Here is a 20,606-nt window from a genome sequence, read left to right as displayed (position 1 = left end):
TGGATAAGTGGAATTTTCTTGTAAATGCTGTGTAAAAATCAAATAAAAAGACTAGAAATTCCACTGAAAAATGTAAAGGAATATTTGATATGAAAAAAAAGCATAAGCTAGGAATTGCAGCTTTATTTCTCATCTCTAGCATGGCACTCTCTGCCTGCTCTGCTTGGATTGATCGAGGTGAATCCATTACTGCGGTGGGTTCAACAGCACTTCAACCCTTAGTAGAGGCTGCCGCTGACGAATTTGGTTCAGTGAATCTAGGTAAATCCGTCAATGTCCAAGGTGGGGGATCTGGTACTGGTCTTTCCCAAGTTCAATCTGGCGCGGTTCAGATTGGGAACTCAGATGTTTTTGCAGAAGAAAAAGAAGGGATTGACGCCAGTCAACTTGTAGACCATCAAGTGGCAGTTGCAGGTCTTGCAGTAATTGTTAATGAAGAAGTGACGGTGGACGATATTACTACTGAAGATCTCCGTAAGATTTTCACGGGAGAGATTACCAACTGGAAGGAACTCGGTGGTCAGGATCTTCCAATTACCATCATCAACCGTGCAGCGAGTTCTGGTTCGCGTGCAACATTTGACAGCATTATCATGAATGGTGAGAAGGCTATCCAAAGTCAGGAACAAGATTCCAACGGGATGGTCAAGTCTATTGTTGCTCAGACACCGGGTGCCATTTCTTATTTGGCTTTCGCTTACTTGGATGATACCATTCATACGATTAAGTTGAATGGATTTGAACCAACAACTGAAAATGTAGCGACCAATGACTGGCCGATTTGGGCTTACGAGCACATGTATACTAAGGGTAAACCAGATGGTTTGACCCAGGAATTTCTTGATTACATGTACTCAGAAGAAGTGCAAGAAGGCATCGTTGTCAGCATGGGGTATATTTCTATCAACCACATGAAGGTAGTGAAGTCTGCTGACGGTGTGGTAACGGATAAGGAGTAGAAATGAAAAACGAACAACTCGAAAAGGAATTATCAACTCCCTCAAAAAATTCTCGTTTGGAGAAATTTGGACAGGTTTTGACCTTCCTTTGTCTTAGCTTGATTGTCTTTATTGTTGCTATGATTTTGATTTTCGTAGCGCAACGTGGCTTGTCTACCTTCTTTGTAGATGGCGTTAGCATTACGGATTTCTTGTTTGGTGATAAATGGGAGCCGGGTTCAAAAACATTTGGTGCCTTGCCAATGATTTCAGGTTCCTTTATCGTAACGATTTTATCAGCCATTATTGCCACACCGATTGCAATTGGCGCCGCAGTTTTTATGACTGAAATTTCACCAAAGCGTGGCGCAAAAATTTTGCAGCCTGTTATTGAGTTGCTGGTCGGTATTCCATCAGTAGTTTATGGTTTCATCGGTTTGCAAGTGGTGGTACCGTTTGTCCGCTCCATCTTTGGCGGGACAGGTTTTGGTATCTTGTCAGGGGTTTTCGTACTCTTTGTTATGATTTTACCAACTGTAACCTTCATGACAGTGGACAGTCTCCGCGCTGTACCGCGTCATTACCGTGAGGCAAGTTTGGCCATGGGGGCGACTCGTTGGCAGACTATCTGGCGCGTTATTCTAAATGCAGCAAAACCGGGGATTTTCACGGCTGTTATCTTCGGTATGGCTCGTGCCTTTGGTGAGGCCTTGGCTATCCAGATGGTGGTGGGGAACTCAGCAGTTATTCCTACGTCATTGACTACACCAGCAGCGACATTGACCTCCGTCTTAACGATGGGTATCGGTAACACTGTTATGGGTACCGTCCAAAATAATGTGCTCTGGTCATTGGCTCTTGTCTTGCTCTTGATGAGCTTAGTCTTTAATATGATTATGAAATTTATTACGAGAGAGGGTAAGAAAAACTATGCACGCTAAGAAAATGGATAAACTGGCGACAGGTGTTCTTTACTCCATCGCGACCGTAATTGTTGTTATCTTGACAGCTTTAATTCTCTTTATTCTGGTAAGAGGATTGCCTCATGTTAATTGGCACTTCCTGACCAGCAAGTCATCGTCTTATAAGGCCGGTGGTGGTATCGGTATTCAGCTTTACAATTCCTTCTTCCTTTTGGTTGTAACGCTCTTGATTTCAGTACCCTTGTCAACTGGTGCAGGTATTTATTTGGCGGAATATGCTAAGAAAGGTCCTTTGACCAACTTTATTCGTACCTGTATTGAGATTCTGTCCTCTCTGCCATCAGTAGTTGTTGGTTTGTTTGGTTACTTGATTTTCGTTGTCCAGTTTGAATATGGTTTCTCTATCCTGTCAGGTGCTTTGGCTCTGACCGTATTCAACCTGCCACAGATGACCCGTAACGTTGAGGATAGCTTGCGCCACGTTCACCATACGCAACGTGAGGCCGGTTTGGCCCTTGGGTTGTCACGCTGGGAAACAGTTCTCCACGTGGTCATTCCTGAGGCGCTACCGGGTATTGTTACTGGTATTGTCCTTGCTTCTGGTCGTATCTTCGGTGAAGCAGCGGCTTTGATTTATACCGCAGGTCAATCAGCTCCGGCTCTTGATTGGTCCAATTGGAACCCGCTCAGCGTAACCAGCCCGATTTCGATTTTCCGTCAGTCTGAAACCCTTGCGGTTCATATTTGGAAGGTCAACAGTGAGGGAACGATTCCTGATGCGACACAAGTATCTGCAGGTTCTGCAGCCATCCTCTTGGTATTTATCTTGATTTTCAACCTTTCTGCCCGTTACATCGGTAAGAAACTTCATGCGAAAATGACTTCTGCAGCATAAGCAGTCGACTTATTAAGGAGAAAAAATGGCAGAATATAACTGGAATGAACGTCATATCATTACCTTCCCAGAAGAAAAAATTGCCCTTTCGACAAAAGATGTTCATGTTTACTATGGTAAAAATGAGGCAATTAAGGGCATTGATATGCAGTTCGAGAAAAATAAAATCACAGCCTTGATTGGCCCATCAGGCTGTGGGAAATCAACCTATCTTCGCAGTCTCAACCGGATGAATGATACGATTGACATTGCCAAGGTAACTGGTCAAATCCTCTATGAAGGAATTGACATTAATAAGCCAAACATGAACGTTTACGAAATTCGTAAACACATTGGTATGGTTTTCCAACGTCCAAACCCTTTTGCAAAATCTATCTACAAGAACATTACGTTTGCGCATGAGCGTGCAGGTGTTAAAGACAAGAAAGTCTTGGATGAAATCGTTGAAACCTCACTCAAGCAAGCGGCGCTCTGGGATCAGGTCAAAGACGATTTGCACAAGTCAGCCTTTACCTTGTCAGGTGGTCAGCAACAACGTCTCTGTATCGCGCGCGCTATTTCTGTGAAACCACAGATTTTGCTCATGGATGAGCCAGCTTCAGCCTTGGACCCAATTGCGACTATGCAGTTGGAAGAAACCATGTTTGAACTCAAGAAAAACTATACCATCATTATCGTAACGCACAACATGCAACAAGCAGCCCGTGCAAGCGATTATACAGCCTTCTTCTATTTGGGCGACTTGATTGAGTATGATAAGACTTCTAACGTTTTCCAAAATGCCAAACTCAAGTCAACCAGCGACTACGTTTCAGGACACTTTGGATAGAAAGGAGACACGATGACATCACCTATTTTACAAGTAAAAGATTTGTCTGTTTACTACAATAAGAAAAAGGCTTTGAACAGCGTCTCTATTGATTTCTACCCAAATGAGATTACAGCCTTGATTGGTCCTTCTGGTTCTGGTAAATCAACGCTTTTGCGGTCTATCAACCGTATGGGCGATTTGAACCCAGAAGTAACCTTGACAGGGGCTATTGATTACAACGGCAAGAATATTTATAGTCCACGCACAGATACTGTTGACTTGCGCAAGGAAATCGGGATGGTCTTTCAGCAACCTAACCCATTCCCAATGTCCATTTACGAAAATGTTGTCTATGGCCTTAGGATTAACGGCATTAAGGACAAGCAAGTCTTGGACGAGGCTGTTGAAAAATCCTTGATCGGTGCATCTATTTGGGATGAAGTGAAGGACCGTTTGCACGATTCAGCGCTAGGTTTATCTGGTGGTCAGCAGCAACGTGTGTGTGTTGCTCGTGTATTGGCGACCAGTCCAAAAATCATTCTGCTCGATGAACCAACTTCGGCCTTGGACCCAATCTCGGCAGGTAAAATCGAAGATACTCTTTATGGCTTGAAGGAAAAATACACGATGATTTTAGTAACGCGTTCGATGCAACAGGCGTCACGTATTTCAAACCGTACTGGATTTTTCCTGGCTGGCGATCTCATTGAGTACAATGATACGAAAGAAATGTTCTTGAATCCAGCTCATAAGGAGACGGAAGATTACATTACTGGTAAATTTGGTTAGTCCTCATTTAGATATAGAAAAGAGATTCATTATGTTAAGAGCACAATTTGAAGAAGAATTAGGAAAATTGCATAATCAATTTTATGCGATGGGAAATGAAGTTTTAGGACAGATTAACAATACTGTTCGCGCTTTTACGACCCACGACCGTGAATTGGCCAAAGAAGTCATCGAGGCAGATAAGAAAATCAATGAATTTGAAGTAAAATTGGAAAAGAAATCATTGGAAATCATCGCTCTGCAACAGCCTGTTTCGACAGATTTACGCCGTGTTATCACTGTTTTGAAAGCTACCAGTGATTTGGAACGAATGGGTGATCATGCGGTATCTATCGCGAAAGCAGCTATTCGAATGAAGGGCGAAGTTCGCATTCTCGTCGTTGAAGAAGAAATCAAAAAAATGGGCAAGGAAGTCCGTCATTTGGTCGAATCATCATTGGAGTTATATCTCAATTCAGGCGATATGGAAACAGCTTACGAAATTGCTGCACGCGATGAAGTTATCAACGATTACTATGCAAAAATCCAAGCATTGACGACAGAAGAAATCAAGAAAAATCCAGATGCCTTGGTTGCCGGTCGTGACTACTTCCAAGTTTTGACTTATCTGGAACGGATTGGTGATTACGCGAAAAATATCTGTGAATGGGTTGTTTATCTTCGTACAGGAGATATTACGGAGTTGTAAAACCTACTTAGTTACTTAATATGTTACCAACTCTTTACATAGCCTTATTATCGTGTAATGTAAATGCAACAAAGTTTTTCAAAAGTAAGAGATTTTCATAGGAAAATCTCTCTTTTTATGCTAGAATAATAGATGGAGGATAGCAATGATAAAAATTTTTGGTAAAATACGCTATCACTGGCAGCCAGAGTTTTCGTGGGGTATCATTTATTGGTCACTAACCCTAACCCCCTTGTTTATAGCCCTATCTCTACTGCTTGAAAAGCTGAAAATGTCCATCTTATTTTTTATGTTGGTTGGTCTTTTTTTTCTAATGTGCCTACTCGGTACCCGGAGATACTTTGAATTAAAAGAAGATCATTTAAGGATATCAACTGCAAATCCCCTAAAAGTAAAAAAAATACTGATGAAAGATATCAGTAGGATAGAAGTATCTTATCTAGCTATTCGTATTATTGTAAATCAGAATACAGATGGTTCAATTTATCATATGCGAAAGTGGCCGAAAAAATATTTTGTAAATCATATTGCATTACATCCCGAATTTTCAGGTGAAGTTGTGTTAACGGATCACTTGATTAAACAGGATTACTTCGAAGAATATTATAGTGGAAAAACTACCTCAATCAGATAAGATAGCTTTTGTCGGACAAGACTTGATTGCATTCATTATTTCCGGTGTGGGTTGACAGTTTTTTTCATTCCCCTCACTTTCAGAAAAAATCACAATACCATCATCATTATAATCAAATAGATTGGAATATGTTTGGCATAATCCGCATGCGATGCACCGTTCAGGAATTAATTTTATTTTCATATTGATATTCTAATAGTTATTAAGAAAAAATACAAGGAGAAACCACGCTTATGTCACAAGAACCATGGAATGAAGAAGTATACTCATCTAGATCAGCAAGTAGAAAAGACCGAATAAAAAATGGTGTAGCAAGCACTAGGGTCTTCACGGTGTTAGCAATTATTTTCTTTCTCATTATGCTTGTTGTTTTAATATTAGCAATCTACCTTTCAACTGGTGGTAGCCAAACAAATTCGAATCAGGAGTTCTATAATGCTAGTAGTGCCAGTAGTGTAGTTGCCTCCTCCTCTAGTGCTACTGAAGAGAGCTCGACAGTAGCAGAAAGCACTGAAGAGACTGTGACGTCATCAACAGAGGCAACAACACAATCAACTACTACGGACACTGGTGATGGTACAACTCTAACAGTTGAAGCTGGGGAAGGAATTGGGAGTATCGCGGCCCGTGCTGGTATTTCAATTTCAGAGCTAGAACGTTTAAATCCGGATAAAATGGTCGGACCCGGGGGAACTTGGTGGGCCAATCCTGGAGATATAGTTCGTATTAGATAAGAGGAGTTATGAAATCAATTCAAATCGCTATTGATGGTCCTGCTTCAAGCGGAAAGTCAACTGTCGCTAAAATTATTGCTAAAGATTTGGGCTATACCTATTTAGACACAGGCGCTATGTATCGTTCAGCTACTTACCTAGCCTTAAAAAATGGTATAGAGGTGACAAATCAAGAGAAAATCGTTCAACTGCTAGAATCCAATCCGATTCGATTTGGCAGGGACGAGAATGGTGAGCAACTTGTATTTGTTGGTGATTGTGACGTCACGTTACCTATTCGAAATAACCACGTGACTAATAATGTTTCGGCAGTAGCGGCACTTCCTTTGGTAAGGGAAAAATTGGTCCATTTACAACAGGAAATTGCACAAGCTGGTGGTATCGTCATGGATGGTCGTGATATTGGCACTGTGGTACTTCCTCAAGCGGAGTTAAAAATCTTTCTCATTGCATCGGTTGAGGAACGGGCTTTACGTCGTTTTAAGGAAAATACGGAACGTGGCATCGAAACGGATTTGGAAACCTTAAAGGAGGAGATTGCAGCTCGTGATTTTAAAGATTCAAACCGAGCAGTTTCGCCATTAAAAGCAGCAGATGATGCAATCACTTTTGATACGACCGGTGTGTCCATTGAAGGTGTTGTGAAATTTATTTCCGAAAAAGCGAAAGAAATTCTTGACAAGTAGTTGGAGAGATGATAAAATAGTCGTATTGAGAAAAGCAGAAGTGAGAGCTTCTCGCCTTGCGACTAACGTTGTCTGGCCCTACGATTTAAGATTTCTTCGGAAAGAATAATGGTGTAGTGCGGACTTGTTTAGCAGGTCCGTTTTGTTTTTCTCGAAAAAAATAAAATGAGGTGAAAAGCCATAGCAAAGCAAGATTTGTTCATCAATGATGAAATTCGAGTGCGTGAAGTTCGTCTTATCGGTCTTGAGGGTGAACAGTTGGGAATCAAACCGCTCAATGAGGCTCAGGCCATTGCTGATAATTCAAATGTGGATTTAGTATTGATTCAACCACAAGCTAAACCGCCAGTAGCTAAAATCATGGACTACGGTAAGTTTAAGTTTGAATATCAGAAAAAACAGAAAGAACAACGCAAGAAACAAAGTGTTGTTACTGTAAAAGAAGTACGTCTAAGTCCAGTAATTGATAAAGGGGATTTTGAGACAAAACTTCGTAATGCCCGTAAATTCCTTGAAAAAGGAAATAAAGTCAAGGTTTCGATCCGTTTTAAGGGTCGTATGATTACCCACAAAGAAGTTGGAGCGAAAGTATTAGCTGAGTTCGCCGAAGCAACCCAAGATATTGCGATTATTGAACAACGTGCTAAGATGGACGGTCGTCAAATGTTTATGCAATTGGCCCCAGCTTCAGAAAAAAAATAAGCTTTTTACGCTAAAAGGAGAATTAAAATGCCAAAACAAAAAACTCACCGCGCATCAGCTAAACGTTTTAAACGTACAGGTTCTGGTGGATTGAAACGCTTCCGCGCTTATACTTCACACCGTTTCCACGGTAAAACTAAAAAACAACGTCGTCACCTTCGTAAAGCAGGTTTGGTGCATGCTGGTGACTTTAAGCGTATCAAATCAATGCTTACTGGTTTGAAATAAGCCGACTACTAGAATTTAGATTATTTGGAGGAAAATTAAATGGCACGTGTTAAAGGTGGCGTTGTTTCTCGTAAACGCCGTAAACGTATTTTAAAATTAGCTAAAGGTTACTATGGAGCTAAACATCTCTTGTTCCGCACTGCGAAAGAACAAGTTATGAACTCTTACTACTATGCATACCGTGACCGCCGTCAGAAAAAACGTGATTTCCGTAAATTGTGGATCACTCGTATCAATGCGGCTGCTCGTATGAATGGTTTGTCTTACTCACAATTGATGCACGGTTTGAAATTGGCTGAAATTGAAGTGAACCGTAAAATGCTTGCTGATTTAGCAGTAAACGATGCAGCAGCTTTCACAGCTCTTGCAGATGCTGCTAAAGCAAAACTTGCTAAATAAGCATATAGGATTTGAAAAAAGCTTGGATTATTTCCGAGTTTTTTCAATTCTCTCTAGGAATAAAAATAGGCATTGGAATCAACCTTCGTAATGAAGAATGTGATCCAATGCCTTTTTCTATTCTGATGAAGTACTTGTGGTCGTTGAACTACTGCTAGATGTTTCGCTACCACTTGTAATTGATGTTTCTTGACTAGTCGAAGAGGTGCCATGAAGTTCTAGGTAACTAGGTGCCTTAAATAAATCTACTGTTGATTGATTACTATTTTTGCTAAAAATGCTGGTTGATTGAGAACCAAGATCGTTTTCTATTGCGAGTTCGCTCGCTAATGAATCAATATAGTTAAATTGACTTGCATCTAAAGCAGGTAAACCATTGTCGAAGAATCGGATAAGATCACCAGTTTGGATGGCATCACTAGCTGCTAATTGCGCCGCAGCAGAGGCTTTTATATCATCAATTTCTTTTTGAGTAACTTCATCTGGATTGGTTATTTCCAAACCTGTTTCAGTATAATAAATTTTTCCTTCGTAGCTCGTATATTTGGGAGTAATAAAACTTCCAGCAGTGCGAAGAGCGACAATTTGATTGTGTTCACTAGAGAGCATATCTTGTCCAACTTGAAGATAATTGTTTGCTTCAATTCCTAAAAGGTGTTCGAGAGTTGGTAAGGCGTCTATTTCACCACCAAAAGTATCAATAATTCCACCATTTGTCATTCCAGGCACTACAATCATATATGGAACTCGTTGCAACATTGCATTGTCAAAATCTGACCAAGTTTGAGAATCTTTTCCGATTAATGGAGCTAAGTCAGGGTTGCGGGAATTTGAAATTCCATAGTGGTCGCCATATAGGACAATGATTGAATTTTCATACAAACCAGTAGCTTTCAAATAGTCAAAGAATGCCTTAATTGAGGCATCTAAATAGTTAGCTGTGGCAAAGTACCCGTTGATGGTTTCATCAGGTGTATCAGCCAATGGGAAACCAGTTTCATCGCCAACTAAACTAGTAGTGTAGGGATAGTGGTTTGAAACTGTGATGAATTTAGCATAAAAAGGTTGTTGCAAATGTTCAAGATACTGAATTGAGTCTGCAAACATGATTTTATCATTCAAACCATACTGGAATGAGTTTTCAGCAGTCGCCTCAGAGAAATAGGATTGGTCAAAGAAGTAATTGTAGCCCCATTGTTTGTATGTGTTATTTCGGTTCCAGAAGCTGGCTGAGTTACCGTGGAAAACAGCGGAAGTATAGCCTCCATTCTGAGAAAGGATATAAGGCGCTGCCTGTTGTGTATTACTTCCTCCATATTGAACCATGAACGATCCTTGATTGAGACCAAAAAGAGATGTCTCAATCATAGTTTCAGCATCAGAAGTCTTTCCTGCCTTAACTTGATTAAAGAAATTTGAAAAGGCCAAAGTAGACTGTGAATGGTAGAGAGAGTTGAGAAATGGTGTTGCTTCATATTCAACGCCATCAACATTCAGTTTATAATCAATTACAAATTGTTGTAAACTTTCTAAGTGGAGATAAATGACATTCCGTCCTTTGGCGATTCCAAAATAGTCACTATTGGGAGAGGCGTAATGTTCTTGAACATACGCTTCTACAGGGACAAGGTCCTCTGCTGTCGCATCTGAACGATCACGCTCGGTTGTATATGTTTGATGAGCGTTATAAGTAAAGAATGCAGGTAAACCAAGGGCACGTACAATATAGTTATTTGAAAATCCTCTCGTTAACAATTCAGGTCGGTCAATTTCAGCTAAGAATAAATTGATTGAAAAACTTAGGACTGCCAAACAGGACAGTGCGAAACTGGCTTTTGTTGAAAGTGCTTTTGCATGAAATGAAAATTTCTGTTTTTTGACTAATACAGCAAATAAAATGAAATCAAGAAAGTAGACCAGGTCCCAGATTCTAAACAGTTCAACAGCTGTTTCGCCAAGTCCAGTTGATACACTGGATGTTGCCATCATTGTAGAAACAGAAATATAATCTGCAAATTCACGGTAATAAACAGCATTTGAAAACAGCCAAGCAAACAGAATCAGATAAATTGTTATTGCAACACCATAAAATAGTTTGCTATTTTTAATATAGAGTGCGATTCCTAGCAATAAAAGTGCTAATGGAAAGGGATTAAAAATAGCGATAATATACTGCAATAAACTGGATATATCCAAATGAAAATCAATAAAATAGGCCCAAAGAGACTTCAGCCAATAGCTGAGTAACAGTAAAAAAATGAATCCGAGGCGAGTCTGATAGTTCTTTTTTATGATAGCTATTAGTTTTTTCACAAGTATGATTCTCCACTGTCCTTTCTAAAATCTTTGTTCATTATATCATATTTTATAAAAAATCCTGCAATAATAAGAGTTTTTTTGGCATATAGAATGAATCATGATATAATAGAAAATGTATGAATATGATAGTGAGTAGCCAGGCAGAAAAAAAGATTGATAAAGGCATCTGCCTTCTAGATAGTTCAGATTTCAATAAAAACCATAGCTTTCCTGATGGACAAGTGTCGTTGTTTTCTAAGAGTAGAAGATATTTAGGAGAGGCTTACTTATCTTCACAAAATAAAGGAATTGGTTGGCTTTTTAGTCGAAATAAAATAGCATTGTCTGTAGATTTTTTTATTAGTCTTTTTAATAAGGCAAAAATAGTACGCCAGCCGTTCTACAATTCAAATTTGACAACAGCTTTTCGATTATTTAATCAAGATGGTGACGGTTTTGGTGGATTGACAATTGATTTATATGGAGATTATGCTGTTTTTTCTTGGTATAATACTTTTGTCTATTCCATTAGACAGTTGGTTATTGATGCCTTTCAAATTGTTTTTCCTGAGGTAGTTGGAGCTTACGAGAAAATTCGTTTTCAGTCAGAATTAAGTGATTCCAATTTCCTGTATGGAGATCAGGCCCCGGATACATTTACTGTCATTGAAAATGGTGTTGCTTATCAGGTTTTTTTAAATGATGGATTGATGACTGGAATTTTCTTAGATCAACATGATGTTAGAGCTTCACTTGTTGATGGACTTGCTAGCGATAAAAAAGTGCTAAATATGTTTTCATATACAGCTGCTTTTTCGGTTGCAGCAGCTATGGGTGGGGCGAGTGAGACTGTTTCAGTTGATTTGGCGAAACGATCACGCGATCTATCTAAAGCACATTTTATGGCAAATGGTTTACCTCTTGATCACCATCAATTCGTTGTAATGGATGTTTTTGAATATTTTAATTATGCAAAGAGAAAGGGATTGAAGTTTGATGTGATTATTCTGGATCCACCTAGCTTTGCTCGAAATAAAAAGCATACATTCACAGTGGCGAAAGATTATTACAAACTGATTGAACAATCACTTGAAATCTTACATTCAGATGGCATGATTATTGCCTCAACCAATGCTGCAAACATTTCGATAGACAAGTTTAAACAGCAAGTTCAGAAAGGACTTGGAAAAATCAAGTACCGCTTTTTACAAACTTATCGCTTACCAATTGATTTTACAGTTAATAAAAATGATGAAAGTAGTAATTACCTAAAGGTATTTACAATACAGGTGCAAAAATGAAAATTGTTGTTCCAATTATGCCAAGAAGTATAGAGGAAATAGAAGCAATTGATGTGGAACGATTATCTGATGCAGATATCATTGAGTGGAGAGCTGATTATCTTCCTAAAGACGAAATTTTAAAAGTTGCGCCCGCTATTTTTGAAGTATGCAATGGCAAAGAAGTTCTATTTACATTACGTACGACACGTGAGGGTGGCCACCTAGATTTAGAAGACCAAGAATATGTCAATTTAATTAAGGAGGTTGCAGCAATTTACCAACCAGACTATATTGACTTTGAGTACTATTCTTATCAGTCTGTATTTGATCAGATGTTGGATTTCCCTAACTTAGTTTTAAGTTACCACAATTTCACGGAAACACCTTCAAATTATTTGGAAATCATTTCGGAGCTCACGCGTTTTTCTCCTGCGGTTGTGAAAATTGCTGTTATGGCAAACTCCGAGCAGGATGTACTTGATGTGATGAATTATACTCGTGGGTTTAAAACATTGAATTCTGAGCAAGAGTTTGCTACAATTTCAATGGGGGCATTAGGTAAGTTATCCCGAATTTCAGGATTTGTAACGGGTTCAAATTGGACTTTTGCAAGTTTAGATGAAGCTTCTGCCCCTGGCCAGATCTCATTGGCAAATACACGAAAATTTTTAGATATATTGGAGAACTAGTATGAGGTATTTAACAGCAGGCGAGTCGCATGGCCCACGTTTAACAGCCATTATTGAGGGAGTTCCAGCAGGTCTTCCTTTAACAGCTGAAGATATTAATAAAGACTTGAAACGCCGTCAAGGTGGTTATGGTCGAGGAAGTCGTATGCAAATTGAAACGGACCGTGTGGAAATTACTGCTGGAGTTCGTCATGGTAAAACAACCGGTGCACCAATCACTCTGAATGTAACAAACAAGGATCATCAGAAGTGGTTGGATATTATGGCTGTTGAGGATATTGAAGAGAAACTTAAAAGCAAGCGTCGCATCAAACACCCACGTCCAGGACATGCCGATTTGGTCGGTGGGATGAAATACCGTTTTAGTGATTTACGAAACTCTTTAGAGCGTTCAAGTGCCCGAGAAACCACAATGAGAGTGGCAGTTGGGGCTGTTGCAAAACGTATACTGGAAGAACTTGATATTGAGATTGCAAACCATGTTGTTGTTTTTGGTGGGAAAGAAATTGATGTACCAGATGGATTAACTGTTGCTCAGATTCGTGAACGCGCGGCCGCATCAGAAGTTTCCATTGTCAATCAAGAGCGTGAAGAGGAAATCAAGGCTTACATTGACCAAGTGAAACGTGATGGCGATACGATTGGTGGAGTCGTTGAAACAATCGTTGGCGGTGTTCCAGCTGGTTTGGGTTCCTATGTACAATGGGACCGGAAACTAGATGCGAAACTAGCACAGGCTGTTGTGTCGATTAATGCCTTTAAAGGTGCCGAATTTGGTCTTGGTTTTAAAACTGGCTATCTCCAAGGTAGTCAAGTAATGGACGAAATACTTTGGACTGAAGAGGATGGCTATACTCGACGGACAAACAATTTGGGTGGTTTTGAAGGTGGTATGACAAACGGTCAACCATTAATTATCAGAGGGGTGATGAAGCCAATTCCAACCCTTTACAAACCTCTTATATCAGTCGATATTGATACTCACGAGCCTTATAAAGCAACTGTAGAGCGCTCGGATCCAACAGCTCTACCTGCTGCGGGTGTTGTGATGGAATCTGTAGTTGCGACTGTTATTGCAAATGAAATGTTGGAAAAATTCTCTTCAGATAATTTAGAGGAATTAAAAGCTGCTGTTGCTAGCCACCGTGACTATGTTAAGAATTTCTAGGTGGTAAGATGACTAAGACAGTATATATTGCCGGTCTCGGTCTTATCGGTGGCTCTCTAGCACTCGGTATACGGAAACACCATCCAGATTACACCATACTTGGTTATAATCGAGGAGAAAAATCTCGTCATATAGCTTTACAAAGAAATATGGTAGATGAGGTGACTGATAATTTCTCACTATTTGCGGGTCGTGCAGATGTTATCATTTTATGCGTGCCAATTCAGCAAACCATAGAGTTTATCAAACAGTTAGGACAAATCGATTTAAAACCAAACGTATTGGTGACAGATGCTGGTTCCACAAAAACAGAGATTATACAAGCTGCGGAGGCTTATCTCTCAGAAAAAGGAATTAACTTTATTGGAAGTCATCCAATGGCTGGTAGTCATAAATCTGGTGCGGAAGCTGGAGATATTTTATTATTTGAAAATGCATATTACATTATGACACCTTGTTCATTGACCCAGGCAGACGCAGTTCCTAGACTAACTGACCTCCTTTCGGGAACTGGTGCGCGATTCGTACAGATTGATGCCCAGGAACATGATTTTGTAACGAGTCAAATATCGCATTTTCCCCATGTGCTGGCTTCAAGCCTGATGAATCAGGCGGGTGATTATGCCGTAGAACACCCCTTTACGAATAACTTTGCGGCAGGTGGATTTCGAGATATGACTCGAATTGCAGAGAGTGAACCAGGTATGTGGACGAGCATCTTGATGACAAATTCAGAGCCAATTATTGAACGTATAGAAGATTTTAAAGGTCGCTTAAGCTATATTAGTCAACTTTTAAAAGAAAAAAGACAGGACGATATTTGGGACTTTTTTGCCAGAGGTAGTCAAACACGAAAAGAGATGGAAATCCATAAGCGTGGTGGTGTTGATTCGTTTTTCGATATATTTATCAATGTACCTGATGAAGAGGACTCAGTTCTAAAAGTTTTAGAGGTCCTGAGAGGAATCTCTATCGTAAATATTCGTATTAACGAAGAAAACCGTGAAGACACATATGGTATCTTACAGATCACATTTAAAAATAAGGAACATCTAGAAGAAGCTGCAAAGCGCTTATCTGAGCAGACTTCTTATCAAATATACTTAAATTAGGAGGTTGTTTATGACCACAAATATCTATGATATTGCCAATCAATTGGAGCGCGCTATTCGCAATCTACCGGAATATAAGGCAGTGGAAGCAGTGAAAGTATCTGTTGAAGCGAATGCGGAAGCTAAAAGTACCCTTGATGCCTATATTTCTTTCCAAAAAGGTATTCAGGAAAAATTACAAGCAGGTGAAATTCCAACTGAAACTGACCAAAAGAAAATGGTTGATTTCAATAAAAAGGTTCAAGCCAATCCATTGTTGACAGAGTATTTTACGAAGCAACAACAATTAGGAACCTATGTGGCAGATTTGGAACGGATTATCTTTAAACCATTAAATGAATTGCTTCAATAAACGGCTCAAGTAGTCGTTTATTTTTTAGAATTTCATCAATTGTATGAATTTTATTAAAAAATCTGAAAATTTACGCAATTATCTATTGACAAATGATTTTAAAACAGTTATCATAGTTACAAATCAAAAAATGAAAGGAAAACAGATATGCCACGTATGTGTCGAAAACAAACAGTTACTCGTACATATTTCTACAGCTATTTTAGATAGTGTTTGTAGACATGGAGAACATGGATGCAAACACGGGAACGTAAAGTTTGTATCTATGTGGCTGTAGTCGTTTTGACATGTGCCTCATAGATGAATACATCTAAATGGCGCGAGTTGTTCAGTCTGTTTTTACTATACAGTTGAAGCATTGGGGCCGTTTAGAATGTCATCTTCTAGACGGTCCCTTTCTTTTTGGATTAACAACTTATACATTTAAAGGAGATTGAAATGGTTAGATTTAAAAAAATTATTCTTAGCTCGGTTGTAGCACTATCAGCGCTAACATTGGCAGCATGTAGTTCTAATAGTGAAGATTCTGGATCAGTTAAGATTGGTATAATCCAATATGCAGAACATGAGGCCTTATCGTCAGCTCGTGAAGGATTTATTGAAGCATTGGAAGATGCGGGATACAAGGAAGGCGAGAATCTGACAATTGACTTCCAGAATTCACAAGGAGATCAGGCCAATTTACAAACAATGGTAGGACAGCTTGCAGGGAAAAATGATTTGAACTTTGCAATAGCAACACCTGCAGCCCAAGCATTGTTAAATGCGGATGGTGAGACACCAAGTGTGTTTACAGCTGTAACTGATCCAGTTGAAGCAGGACTGGTTGACAGTTTGGATGCACCCGGCGGTTCAATGACAGGTTCTATTGATGCAACAGATGTAGAAGGTCAGATTGACATGTTACTCAAAGTGGTTCCTTCTGCCAAAACGGTTGGTATCTTCTACAATTCAAGTGAAGTTAATTCTGAGGTGCAAGCTGACCAAGCTAAACAAGCCCTTGAAGCGAAAGGAGTCAAAGTAGAGGTAGCAACTGTTACTTCAACAAATGACGTTCAACAAGCAATGACCTCTCTGGCTGCTAAGGTCGATGCTATCTATCTCCCGACAGATAATACAGTTGCTTCAACTGCTTCAACGATTGGTGAAATTTTACAAGAAGCAAAGGTTCCAGCAATGGGAAGTGATGCCGCAGTTATTGATGCTACTCTATTTACTTATGGGGTTGACTATCATGCAATTGGTGTACAGGCTGGCGAACTAGCTGTGAAAATCTTGAAAGGTGATAAGCCAGCTGACCTGCCAGTTGAAAAACCAAATACAGCTGCTGTTACTGTGAATGAAGAAATGGCGACAGCTCTCGGATTTGATGCTGAAACCATTAAAGCATTGGAAAAATAAAAGTTGGAAAGATAGGAGTATCATATGATGAAAACTAAATTCATGAAAAAAATAGTTGCGATTTCCCTGATTAGTGCAGGAATTTTGACGCTTGTAGCTTGCTCTTCCGCAAGTTCAGACAAATCTTCTTCTGAAACAGTTAAAGTTGGGATTCTACAATATATGGAACATGAATCCTTGACTGCAGCGCGTGAAGGGTTTGTCGCAGAGTTAGAGGCGAACGGCTACAAAGAAGGAGAAAAATTAGTCTTAGATTATCAGAACGCACAAGGTGATCAAGCAAACCTACAAACTATATCAGAACAATTAATCGATGGAAATGATATTGTATTAGCTATTGCAACACCTGCGGCACAAAGTTTGGCAACCGTATCAACTGAAACTCCCATCCTATTCACTGCCGTTACGGATCCATTATCAGCGGATTTGGTAGAGTCTATTGAAAAACCAGGGGGTCTCTTGACAGGAACTTCCGACCAAGCTCCAATTGATAAACAAGTTGAATTATTAGGCCAGGCCGTTCCAGATGCGAAGGCAGTTGGTATCCTATATACCACTAGTGAGCGGAACTCTGAGGTGCAAGTAGAACAAGCTAAAGAATTATTTGAAAAAGCAGGCTATAAGGTAGTTGTAAAGGGACTCACTTCAACAAATGAAGTGCAAGATGCCACTACAAGCTTGATGAAGGATGTAGATGCTATTTTTGTTCCAACTGATAACACAATTGCCTCAACAATGACCATGATTGGTGAATTGTCTGTTGAACATCAAATACCAGTTATCGGTGGTTCAACAGATATGGTGGATGAAGGTGGTTTACTAACTTATGGTACTAATTATGAGGCTCTAGGACGTCAAACCGCAAAAATGGCAATCAAAATCATTGAAGGTGCGGATGTTTCTGAAACCGCAGTGGAATACCCTGAAACAGTTAGCCTTCATGTAAATGAGGACATTGCCAAACAACTTGGAATTGATACTAGCAAACTTTCTGTATCTGAGTAAATGGTGCAAGAAGAGAGAGATTCTTCAATAACCTACAAAGGAGAAAATCGTGGATATTATTTTATCAAGTATTTCGCAAGGCTTGCTTTGGTCAGTCATGGCGATTGGTGTTTACTTGACTTTTCGTATTTTGGATATTGCAGATATGACAGCAGAGGGATCTTATCCCCTTGGAGCTGCTGTTTGTGCAACAGGAATTGTAAATGGTCTAAACCCTTTACTTGCAACTTTTCTTGCAATGATAGCTGGTATGGGAGCTGGATTAATTTCTGGTTTACTCCACACAAAGTTAAAAATTCCTGCTCTCTTGACAGGTATTGTCACCTTGACAGGTCTTTATTCGATTAACTTGAAAATATTAGGTAAGGCCAATGTGGCTTTGCTTAAGCAGGAGACCTTGGTCACTCAATTGCAGGATTTTGGTTTGACTAAAACGAATGCTGTACTGGTGATTGGTATCATCTTTGTTTTAGCAGTTGTCGGAGTGTTAACGCTTTTACTCAATACACAAATTGGTTTGGCTATTCGTTCAACAGGGGATAATATTCCAATGAGTGAAGCAAATGGCATTAACGTAGACAGAATGAAAATCTATGGCTATATGATGTCAAATGGGTTAATTGCTCTTTGTGGTGCCTTGTTGACCCAAAATAATGGTTATGCAGATCTTAACTCTGGTACGGGTACTATCGTTATCGGTTTGGCATCTGTCATTATTGCTGAAGTCATATTACGGAATCTCCGTTTGGGTTGGAGATTGCTGTCAGTTGTACTGGGTGCAGTCGTATACCGCTTGATTATTCTGGCGATTTTGGAAATACCTGGGATGGATGCGGACCTTGTCAAACTCTTCTCTGCAATCCTATTGGCAACTGTACTTTATGTTCCTGAATTACAGAAGAAACTCAATATTCGTCGTCCCAAATTAAATGGACATGCTTAGGAGGAAATAATGACAACAATTTTATCAATAGAAAATATTCATAAAACCTTCGAAGCAGGGACTGTCAATGAAAATCATGTTCTTCGTGGGTTAAGCTTAGATGTGAAAGAAGGAGACTTTATCTCTATTATCGGTGGTAATGGTGCTGGTAAGTCAACATTTATGAACTCACTTGCTGGAGCACTAACAGTTGATTCGGGTGATATTTTACTTGAAGGGAAATCCATCAAGCATGTCTCAGCAGCAAAACGTTCTAAGGACATTAGCCGTGTTTTCCAAGATCCGAAGATGGGAACTGCTTCTCGCCTAACTATTGAAGAAAACATGGCCATTGCTTATCGTCGTGGATTATCACGTGGTCTCGGTTGGGGTGTAAAAGATAGTGAACGTGCTATTTTTAGGGAAGCATTGAAAGAGCTTGGTCTAGGATTGGAAAACCGTATGAAAGTTGATACTCAATTTCTTTCAGGTGGCCAACGTCAAGCTTTGACTTTGATGATGGCTTCTCTTGTTAAGCCCAAGGTACTCTTGCTAGATGAACATACGGCTGCCCTTGATCCAAAAACCAGTGATATGGTAATGGAATTGACGAAGAAAATCGTTGAAGGACACCAATTAACGGCGTTGATGATTACGCACAATATGGAAAACGCTATTGCATATGGCAATCGATTGGTGATGTTACATCGTGGTCAAATCGTTGTTGATGTGGAGGGTGAAGCGAAGAAGAACTTAACTGTTCAAGACTTGATGGATCTTTTCTACCAGAATAGTGGCGAAAAATTGACTGATGATGATATGATATTGTAAAAAAAGGCTACTGAGTTTATTGCTTCAACTCAGTAGCCTTTTGTCATATAAACTATTGCAAGAATTCTCTCATTTCTTCTAATGGAATGTGATGGATTGCAGCCTGTCCAAGCTGTGGCACGATAACAAGCTTAATAGTTTTTCCTCTTGCTTTCTTATCGTGAGTTAAGGCTGTATATAATTCCTCGCTATTCCAAGGTTGATGTGCAGTTGGCAAACCAAATTTCTCACACATAGCGATAATTTTTTCAGTTATACCTGCTGGCATTAAACCTTTTTTCTCAGAAGCACGTGAGATTTGAACCATTCCGATAGCGACAGCTTCACCGTGCATGACTTGACCATAGCCAGCGGTAGCTTCAATCGCATGACCGATTGTGTGACCAAAGTTTAGATATAAGCGGACTCCATTGTCCAACTCATCTTCGACTACAACCTTGCGTTTAACTTCGCAGGAGTGGTAGATGATATAGTCGGCATTCTCCAAAATACTTTCTACAGAGCCATCTAATCGGTCAAGTGTATCCCAGAGTTCCCCATCATCAATCAAGCCATATTTAACGACTTCGCCCATTCCTTCAATCAATTCACGTTTGCCAAGTGTTTTTAGGGTATTAGGGTCAATGAGGACGCCATCAGGTTGGCAGAAGCTACCGACCATATTCTTAGCGAATGGTGTATTCACGCCAGTTTTCCCACCAATTGAAGAATCTACTTGGGCAGTTAGACTCGTTGGAACCTGGAGAAAATGGATACCTCGCATATAAGTTGAGGCAACGTAGCCAGCTAAATCTCCAACCACACCACCACCAAGAGCTAAAATCCCATCACTCCGGGTCATACCATTTTTTACGAGAAATTCGTAGGCTTGATAAACTGTTTCAAGATTTTTTGATGCTTCACCTTCTGGAAATTCAAATACAATAGTGTCAAAACCAGCTTGTTCTAAACTAGCTTGGACCGTTTGACTATACAGTCTACCAACCAGGTCATCTGTAATGATGGTAATTTTTTGAGGGTTCCAGAGTTCTTTGACCCAGGAACCAACCTGTGACAAGCTACCTCTTTCAATGAGGATGTCATATGGATTGTGGGGAAGGTTAACAGTTAGTTTCATA

Annotated in this window: 24 protein-coding genes and 1 other annotated feature; of the genes, 21 read left to right on the top strand and 3 right to left on the bottom strand. The window is 39.7% G+C overall.

Annotated elements, in window-relative coordinates; all coding sequences use genetic code 11:
- Positions 1 to 89 precede the first annotated feature (89 nt).
- The 7 genes from K6V48_RS05010 (at position 90) to K6V48_RS04980 (ending at position 5,678) form a co-directional block, all read left to right on the top strand.
- Positions 90 to 959 carry a phosphate ABC transporter substrate-binding protein PstS family protein gene (locus K6V48_RS05010; protein ID WP_172038488.1) on the top strand — a complete coding sequence of 290 codons (870 nt, stop codon included), beginning with the start codon at positions 90 to 92 and terminating at the stop codon, positions 957 to 959.
- 2 nt (positions 960 to 961) lie between these two features.
- Positions 962 to 1,879, top strand: a complete 918-nt coding sequence (gene pstC, locus K6V48_RS05005; RefSeq protein ID WP_172038487.1) for a phosphate ABC transporter permease subunit PstC — start codon at positions 962 to 964, stop codon at positions 1,877 to 1,879.
- Complete coding sequence (gene pstA / locus K6V48_RS05000) at positions 1,869 to 2,756, top strand: phosphate ABC transporter permease PstA (protein ID WP_172038486.1); 888 nt, start codon at positions 1,869 to 1,871, stop codon at positions 2,754 to 2,756. Before pstC ends, pstA begins: the two co-directional genes overlap by 11 nt.
- Before the next feature lie 25 nt (positions 2,757 to 2,781).
- On the top strand, positions 2,782 to 3,585 hold the full coding sequence (gene pstB, locus K6V48_RS04995) for a phosphate ABC transporter ATP-binding protein PstB (RefSeq protein WP_172038485.1): 804 nt from the start codon (positions 2,782 to 2,784) through the stop codon (positions 3,583 to 3,585).
- A 12-nt stretch (positions 3,586 to 3,597) separates the two neighbouring features.
- Positions 3,598 to 4,356, top strand: a complete 759-nt coding sequence (gene pstB / locus K6V48_RS04990; RefSeq protein WP_172038484.1) for a phosphate ABC transporter ATP-binding protein PstB — start codon at positions 3,598 to 3,600, stop codon at positions 4,354 to 4,356.
- A 31-nt stretch (positions 4,357 to 4,387) separates the two neighbouring features.
- A complete protein-coding gene (gene phoU / locus K6V48_RS04985; protein ID WP_172066185.1) occupies positions 4,388 to 5,044 on the top strand; it encodes a phosphate signaling complex protein PhoU in 657 nt (218 codons plus the stop codon).
- Positions 5,045 to 5,189: 145 nt separating this feature from the next.
- Positions 5,190 to 5,678: an EbsA family protein gene (locus tag K6V48_RS04980; RefSeq protein WP_222368296.1), complete on the top strand. Its 489-nt coding sequence runs from the start codon at positions 5,190 to 5,192 to the stop codon at positions 5,676 to 5,678.
- On the opposite strand, the gene K6V48_RS04975 is transcribed toward K6V48_RS04980, so the two are convergent.
- A complete protein-coding gene (locus tag K6V48_RS04975; protein WP_222368295.1) occupies positions 5,667 to 5,861 on the bottom strand; it encodes a ferredoxin in 195 nt (64 codons plus the stop codon). The two genes, K6V48_RS04980 and K6V48_RS04975, sit on opposite strands and share 12 nt — an antisense overlap.
- 50 nt (positions 5,862 to 5,911) lie before the next feature.
- On the opposite strand from K6V48_RS04975, the gene K6V48_RS04970 reads away from it, so the two are divergent.
- From K6V48_RS04970 to rplT, 5 genes are all read left to right on the top strand, one after another.
- A complete protein-coding gene (locus K6V48_RS04970) occupies positions 5,912 to 6,412 on the top strand; it encodes an SAG1386/EF1546 family surface-associated protein (RefSeq protein WP_222368294.1) in 501 nt (166 codons plus the stop codon).
- A gap of 8 nt (positions 6,413 to 6,420) precedes the next feature.
- Positions 6,421 to 7,098 (top strand): (d)CMP kinase, encoded by a 678-nt coding sequence (gene cmk, locus K6V48_RS04965; protein ID WP_172085669.1) that lies wholly within the window; start codon positions 6,421 to 6,423, stop codon positions 7,096 to 7,098.
- A gap of 26 nt (positions 7,099 to 7,124) precedes the next feature.
- Positions 7,125 to 7,253: a sequence feature (ribosomal protein L20 leader region), on the top strand.
- Positions 7,254 to 7,293: 40 nt separating this feature from the next.
- A complete protein-coding gene (gene infC / locus K6V48_RS04960) occupies positions 7,294 to 7,800 on the top strand; it encodes a translation initiation factor IF-3 (RefSeq protein WP_024392739.1) in 507 nt (168 codons plus the stop codon).
- Positions 7,801 to 7,827: 27 nt separating this feature from the next.
- Positions 7,828 to 8,028, top strand: coding sequence for a 50S ribosomal protein L35 (gene rpmI, locus K6V48_RS04955; protein WP_024392740.1), 201 nt, complete (start codon positions 7,828 to 7,830; stop codon positions 8,026 to 8,028).
- Between the two features lie 39 nt (positions 8,029 to 8,067).
- The gene (gene rplT / locus K6V48_RS04950) at positions 8,068 to 8,427 is read left to right on the top strand and encodes a 50S ribosomal protein L20 (protein ID WP_012028296.1); all 360 of its coding nucleotides are present in this window, start codon (positions 8,068 to 8,070) and stop codon (positions 8,425 to 8,427) included.
- A 117-nt stretch (positions 8,428 to 8,544) separates the two neighbouring features.
- Here the strand turns inward: rplT and K6V48_RS04945 are convergent, their stop codons facing one another.
- Positions 8,545 to 10,740 carry an LTA synthase family protein gene (locus tag K6V48_RS04945; protein WP_222368293.1) on the bottom strand — a complete coding sequence of 732 codons (2,196 nt, stop codon included), beginning with the start codon at positions 10,738 to 10,740 and terminating at the stop codon, positions 8,545 to 8,547.
- A gap of 122 nt (positions 10,741 to 10,862) precedes the next feature.
- Between K6V48_RS04945 and K6V48_RS04940 the strand changes: the two genes are divergently transcribed.
- From K6V48_RS04940 to K6V48_RS04900, 9 genes are all read left to right on the top strand, one after another.
- Positions 10,863 to 12,026, top strand: coding sequence for a class I SAM-dependent rRNA methyltransferase (locus K6V48_RS04940; RefSeq protein WP_172071250.1), 1,164 nt, complete (start codon positions 10,863 to 10,865; stop codon positions 12,024 to 12,026).
- Positions 12,023 to 12,697 (top strand): type I 3-dehydroquinate dehydratase, encoded by a 675-nt coding sequence (aroD, locus tag K6V48_RS04935; protein ID WP_172038476.1) that lies wholly within the window; start codon positions 12,023 to 12,025, stop codon positions 12,695 to 12,697. The genes K6V48_RS04940 and aroD overlap by 4 nt, the downstream gene beginning before the upstream one ends.
- A 1-nt stretch (position 12,698) precedes the next feature.
- A complete protein-coding gene (aroC, locus tag K6V48_RS04930; protein WP_222368292.1) occupies positions 12,699 to 13,865 on the top strand; it encodes a chorismate synthase in 1,167 nt (388 codons plus the stop codon).
- Between the two features lie 8 nt (positions 13,866 to 13,873).
- Positions 13,874 to 14,977, top strand: a complete 1,104-nt coding sequence (locus K6V48_RS04925; protein WP_222368291.1) for a prephenate dehydrogenase — start codon at positions 13,874 to 13,876, stop codon at positions 14,975 to 14,977.
- A 10-nt stretch (positions 14,978 to 14,987) separates the two neighbouring features.
- Positions 14,988 to 15,329 (top strand): YlbF/YmcA family competence regulator, encoded by a 342-nt coding sequence (locus tag K6V48_RS04920; protein WP_222368288.1) that lies wholly within the window; start codon positions 14,988 to 14,990, stop codon positions 15,327 to 15,329.
- Between the two features lie 438 nt (positions 15,330 to 15,767).
- On the top strand, positions 15,768 to 16,730 hold the full coding sequence (locus K6V48_RS04915; RefSeq protein WP_222368285.1) for an ABC transporter substrate-binding protein: 963 nt from the start codon (positions 15,768 to 15,770) through the stop codon (positions 16,728 to 16,730).
- Positions 16,731 to 16,757: 27 nt separating this feature from the next.
- Positions 16,758 to 17,735 carry an ABC transporter substrate-binding protein gene (locus K6V48_RS04910; RefSeq protein ID WP_222368388.1) on the top strand — a complete coding sequence of 326 codons (978 nt, stop codon included), beginning with the start codon at positions 16,758 to 16,760 and terminating at the stop codon, positions 17,733 to 17,735.
- A gap of 49 nt (positions 17,736 to 17,784) precedes the next feature.
- Positions 17,785 to 18,678: an ABC transporter permease gene (locus tag K6V48_RS04905; protein ID WP_024392749.1), complete on the top strand. Its 894-nt coding sequence runs from the start codon at positions 17,785 to 17,787 to the stop codon at positions 18,676 to 18,678.
- Between the two features lie 9 nt (positions 18,679 to 18,687).
- Positions 18,688 to 19,488, top strand: a complete 801-nt coding sequence (locus tag K6V48_RS04900; RefSeq protein ID WP_222368283.1) for an ABC transporter ATP-binding protein — start codon at positions 18,688 to 18,690, stop codon at positions 19,486 to 19,488.
- 52 nt (positions 19,489 to 19,540) lie between these two features.
- Here the strand turns inward: K6V48_RS04900 and aroB are convergent, their stop codons facing one another.
- The gene (aroB, locus tag K6V48_RS04895; protein WP_222368280.1) at positions 19,541 to 20,605 is read right to left on the bottom strand and encodes a 3-dehydroquinate synthase; all 1,065 of its coding nucleotides are present in this window, start codon (positions 20,603 to 20,605) and stop codon (positions 19,541 to 19,543) included.
- Position 20,606 lies beyond the last annotated feature (1 nt).

Origin of the sequence: Streptococcus suis, assembly GCF_019794555.1 — a bacterium.
GTDB classification, from domain to species: Bacteria; Bacillota; Bacilli; order Lactobacillales; family Streptococcaceae; genus Streptococcus; species Streptococcus suis_AB.
Note: the sequence above shows the minus strand (reverse complement) of the source record. Positions and strands in the feature narration are given on the sequence as shown.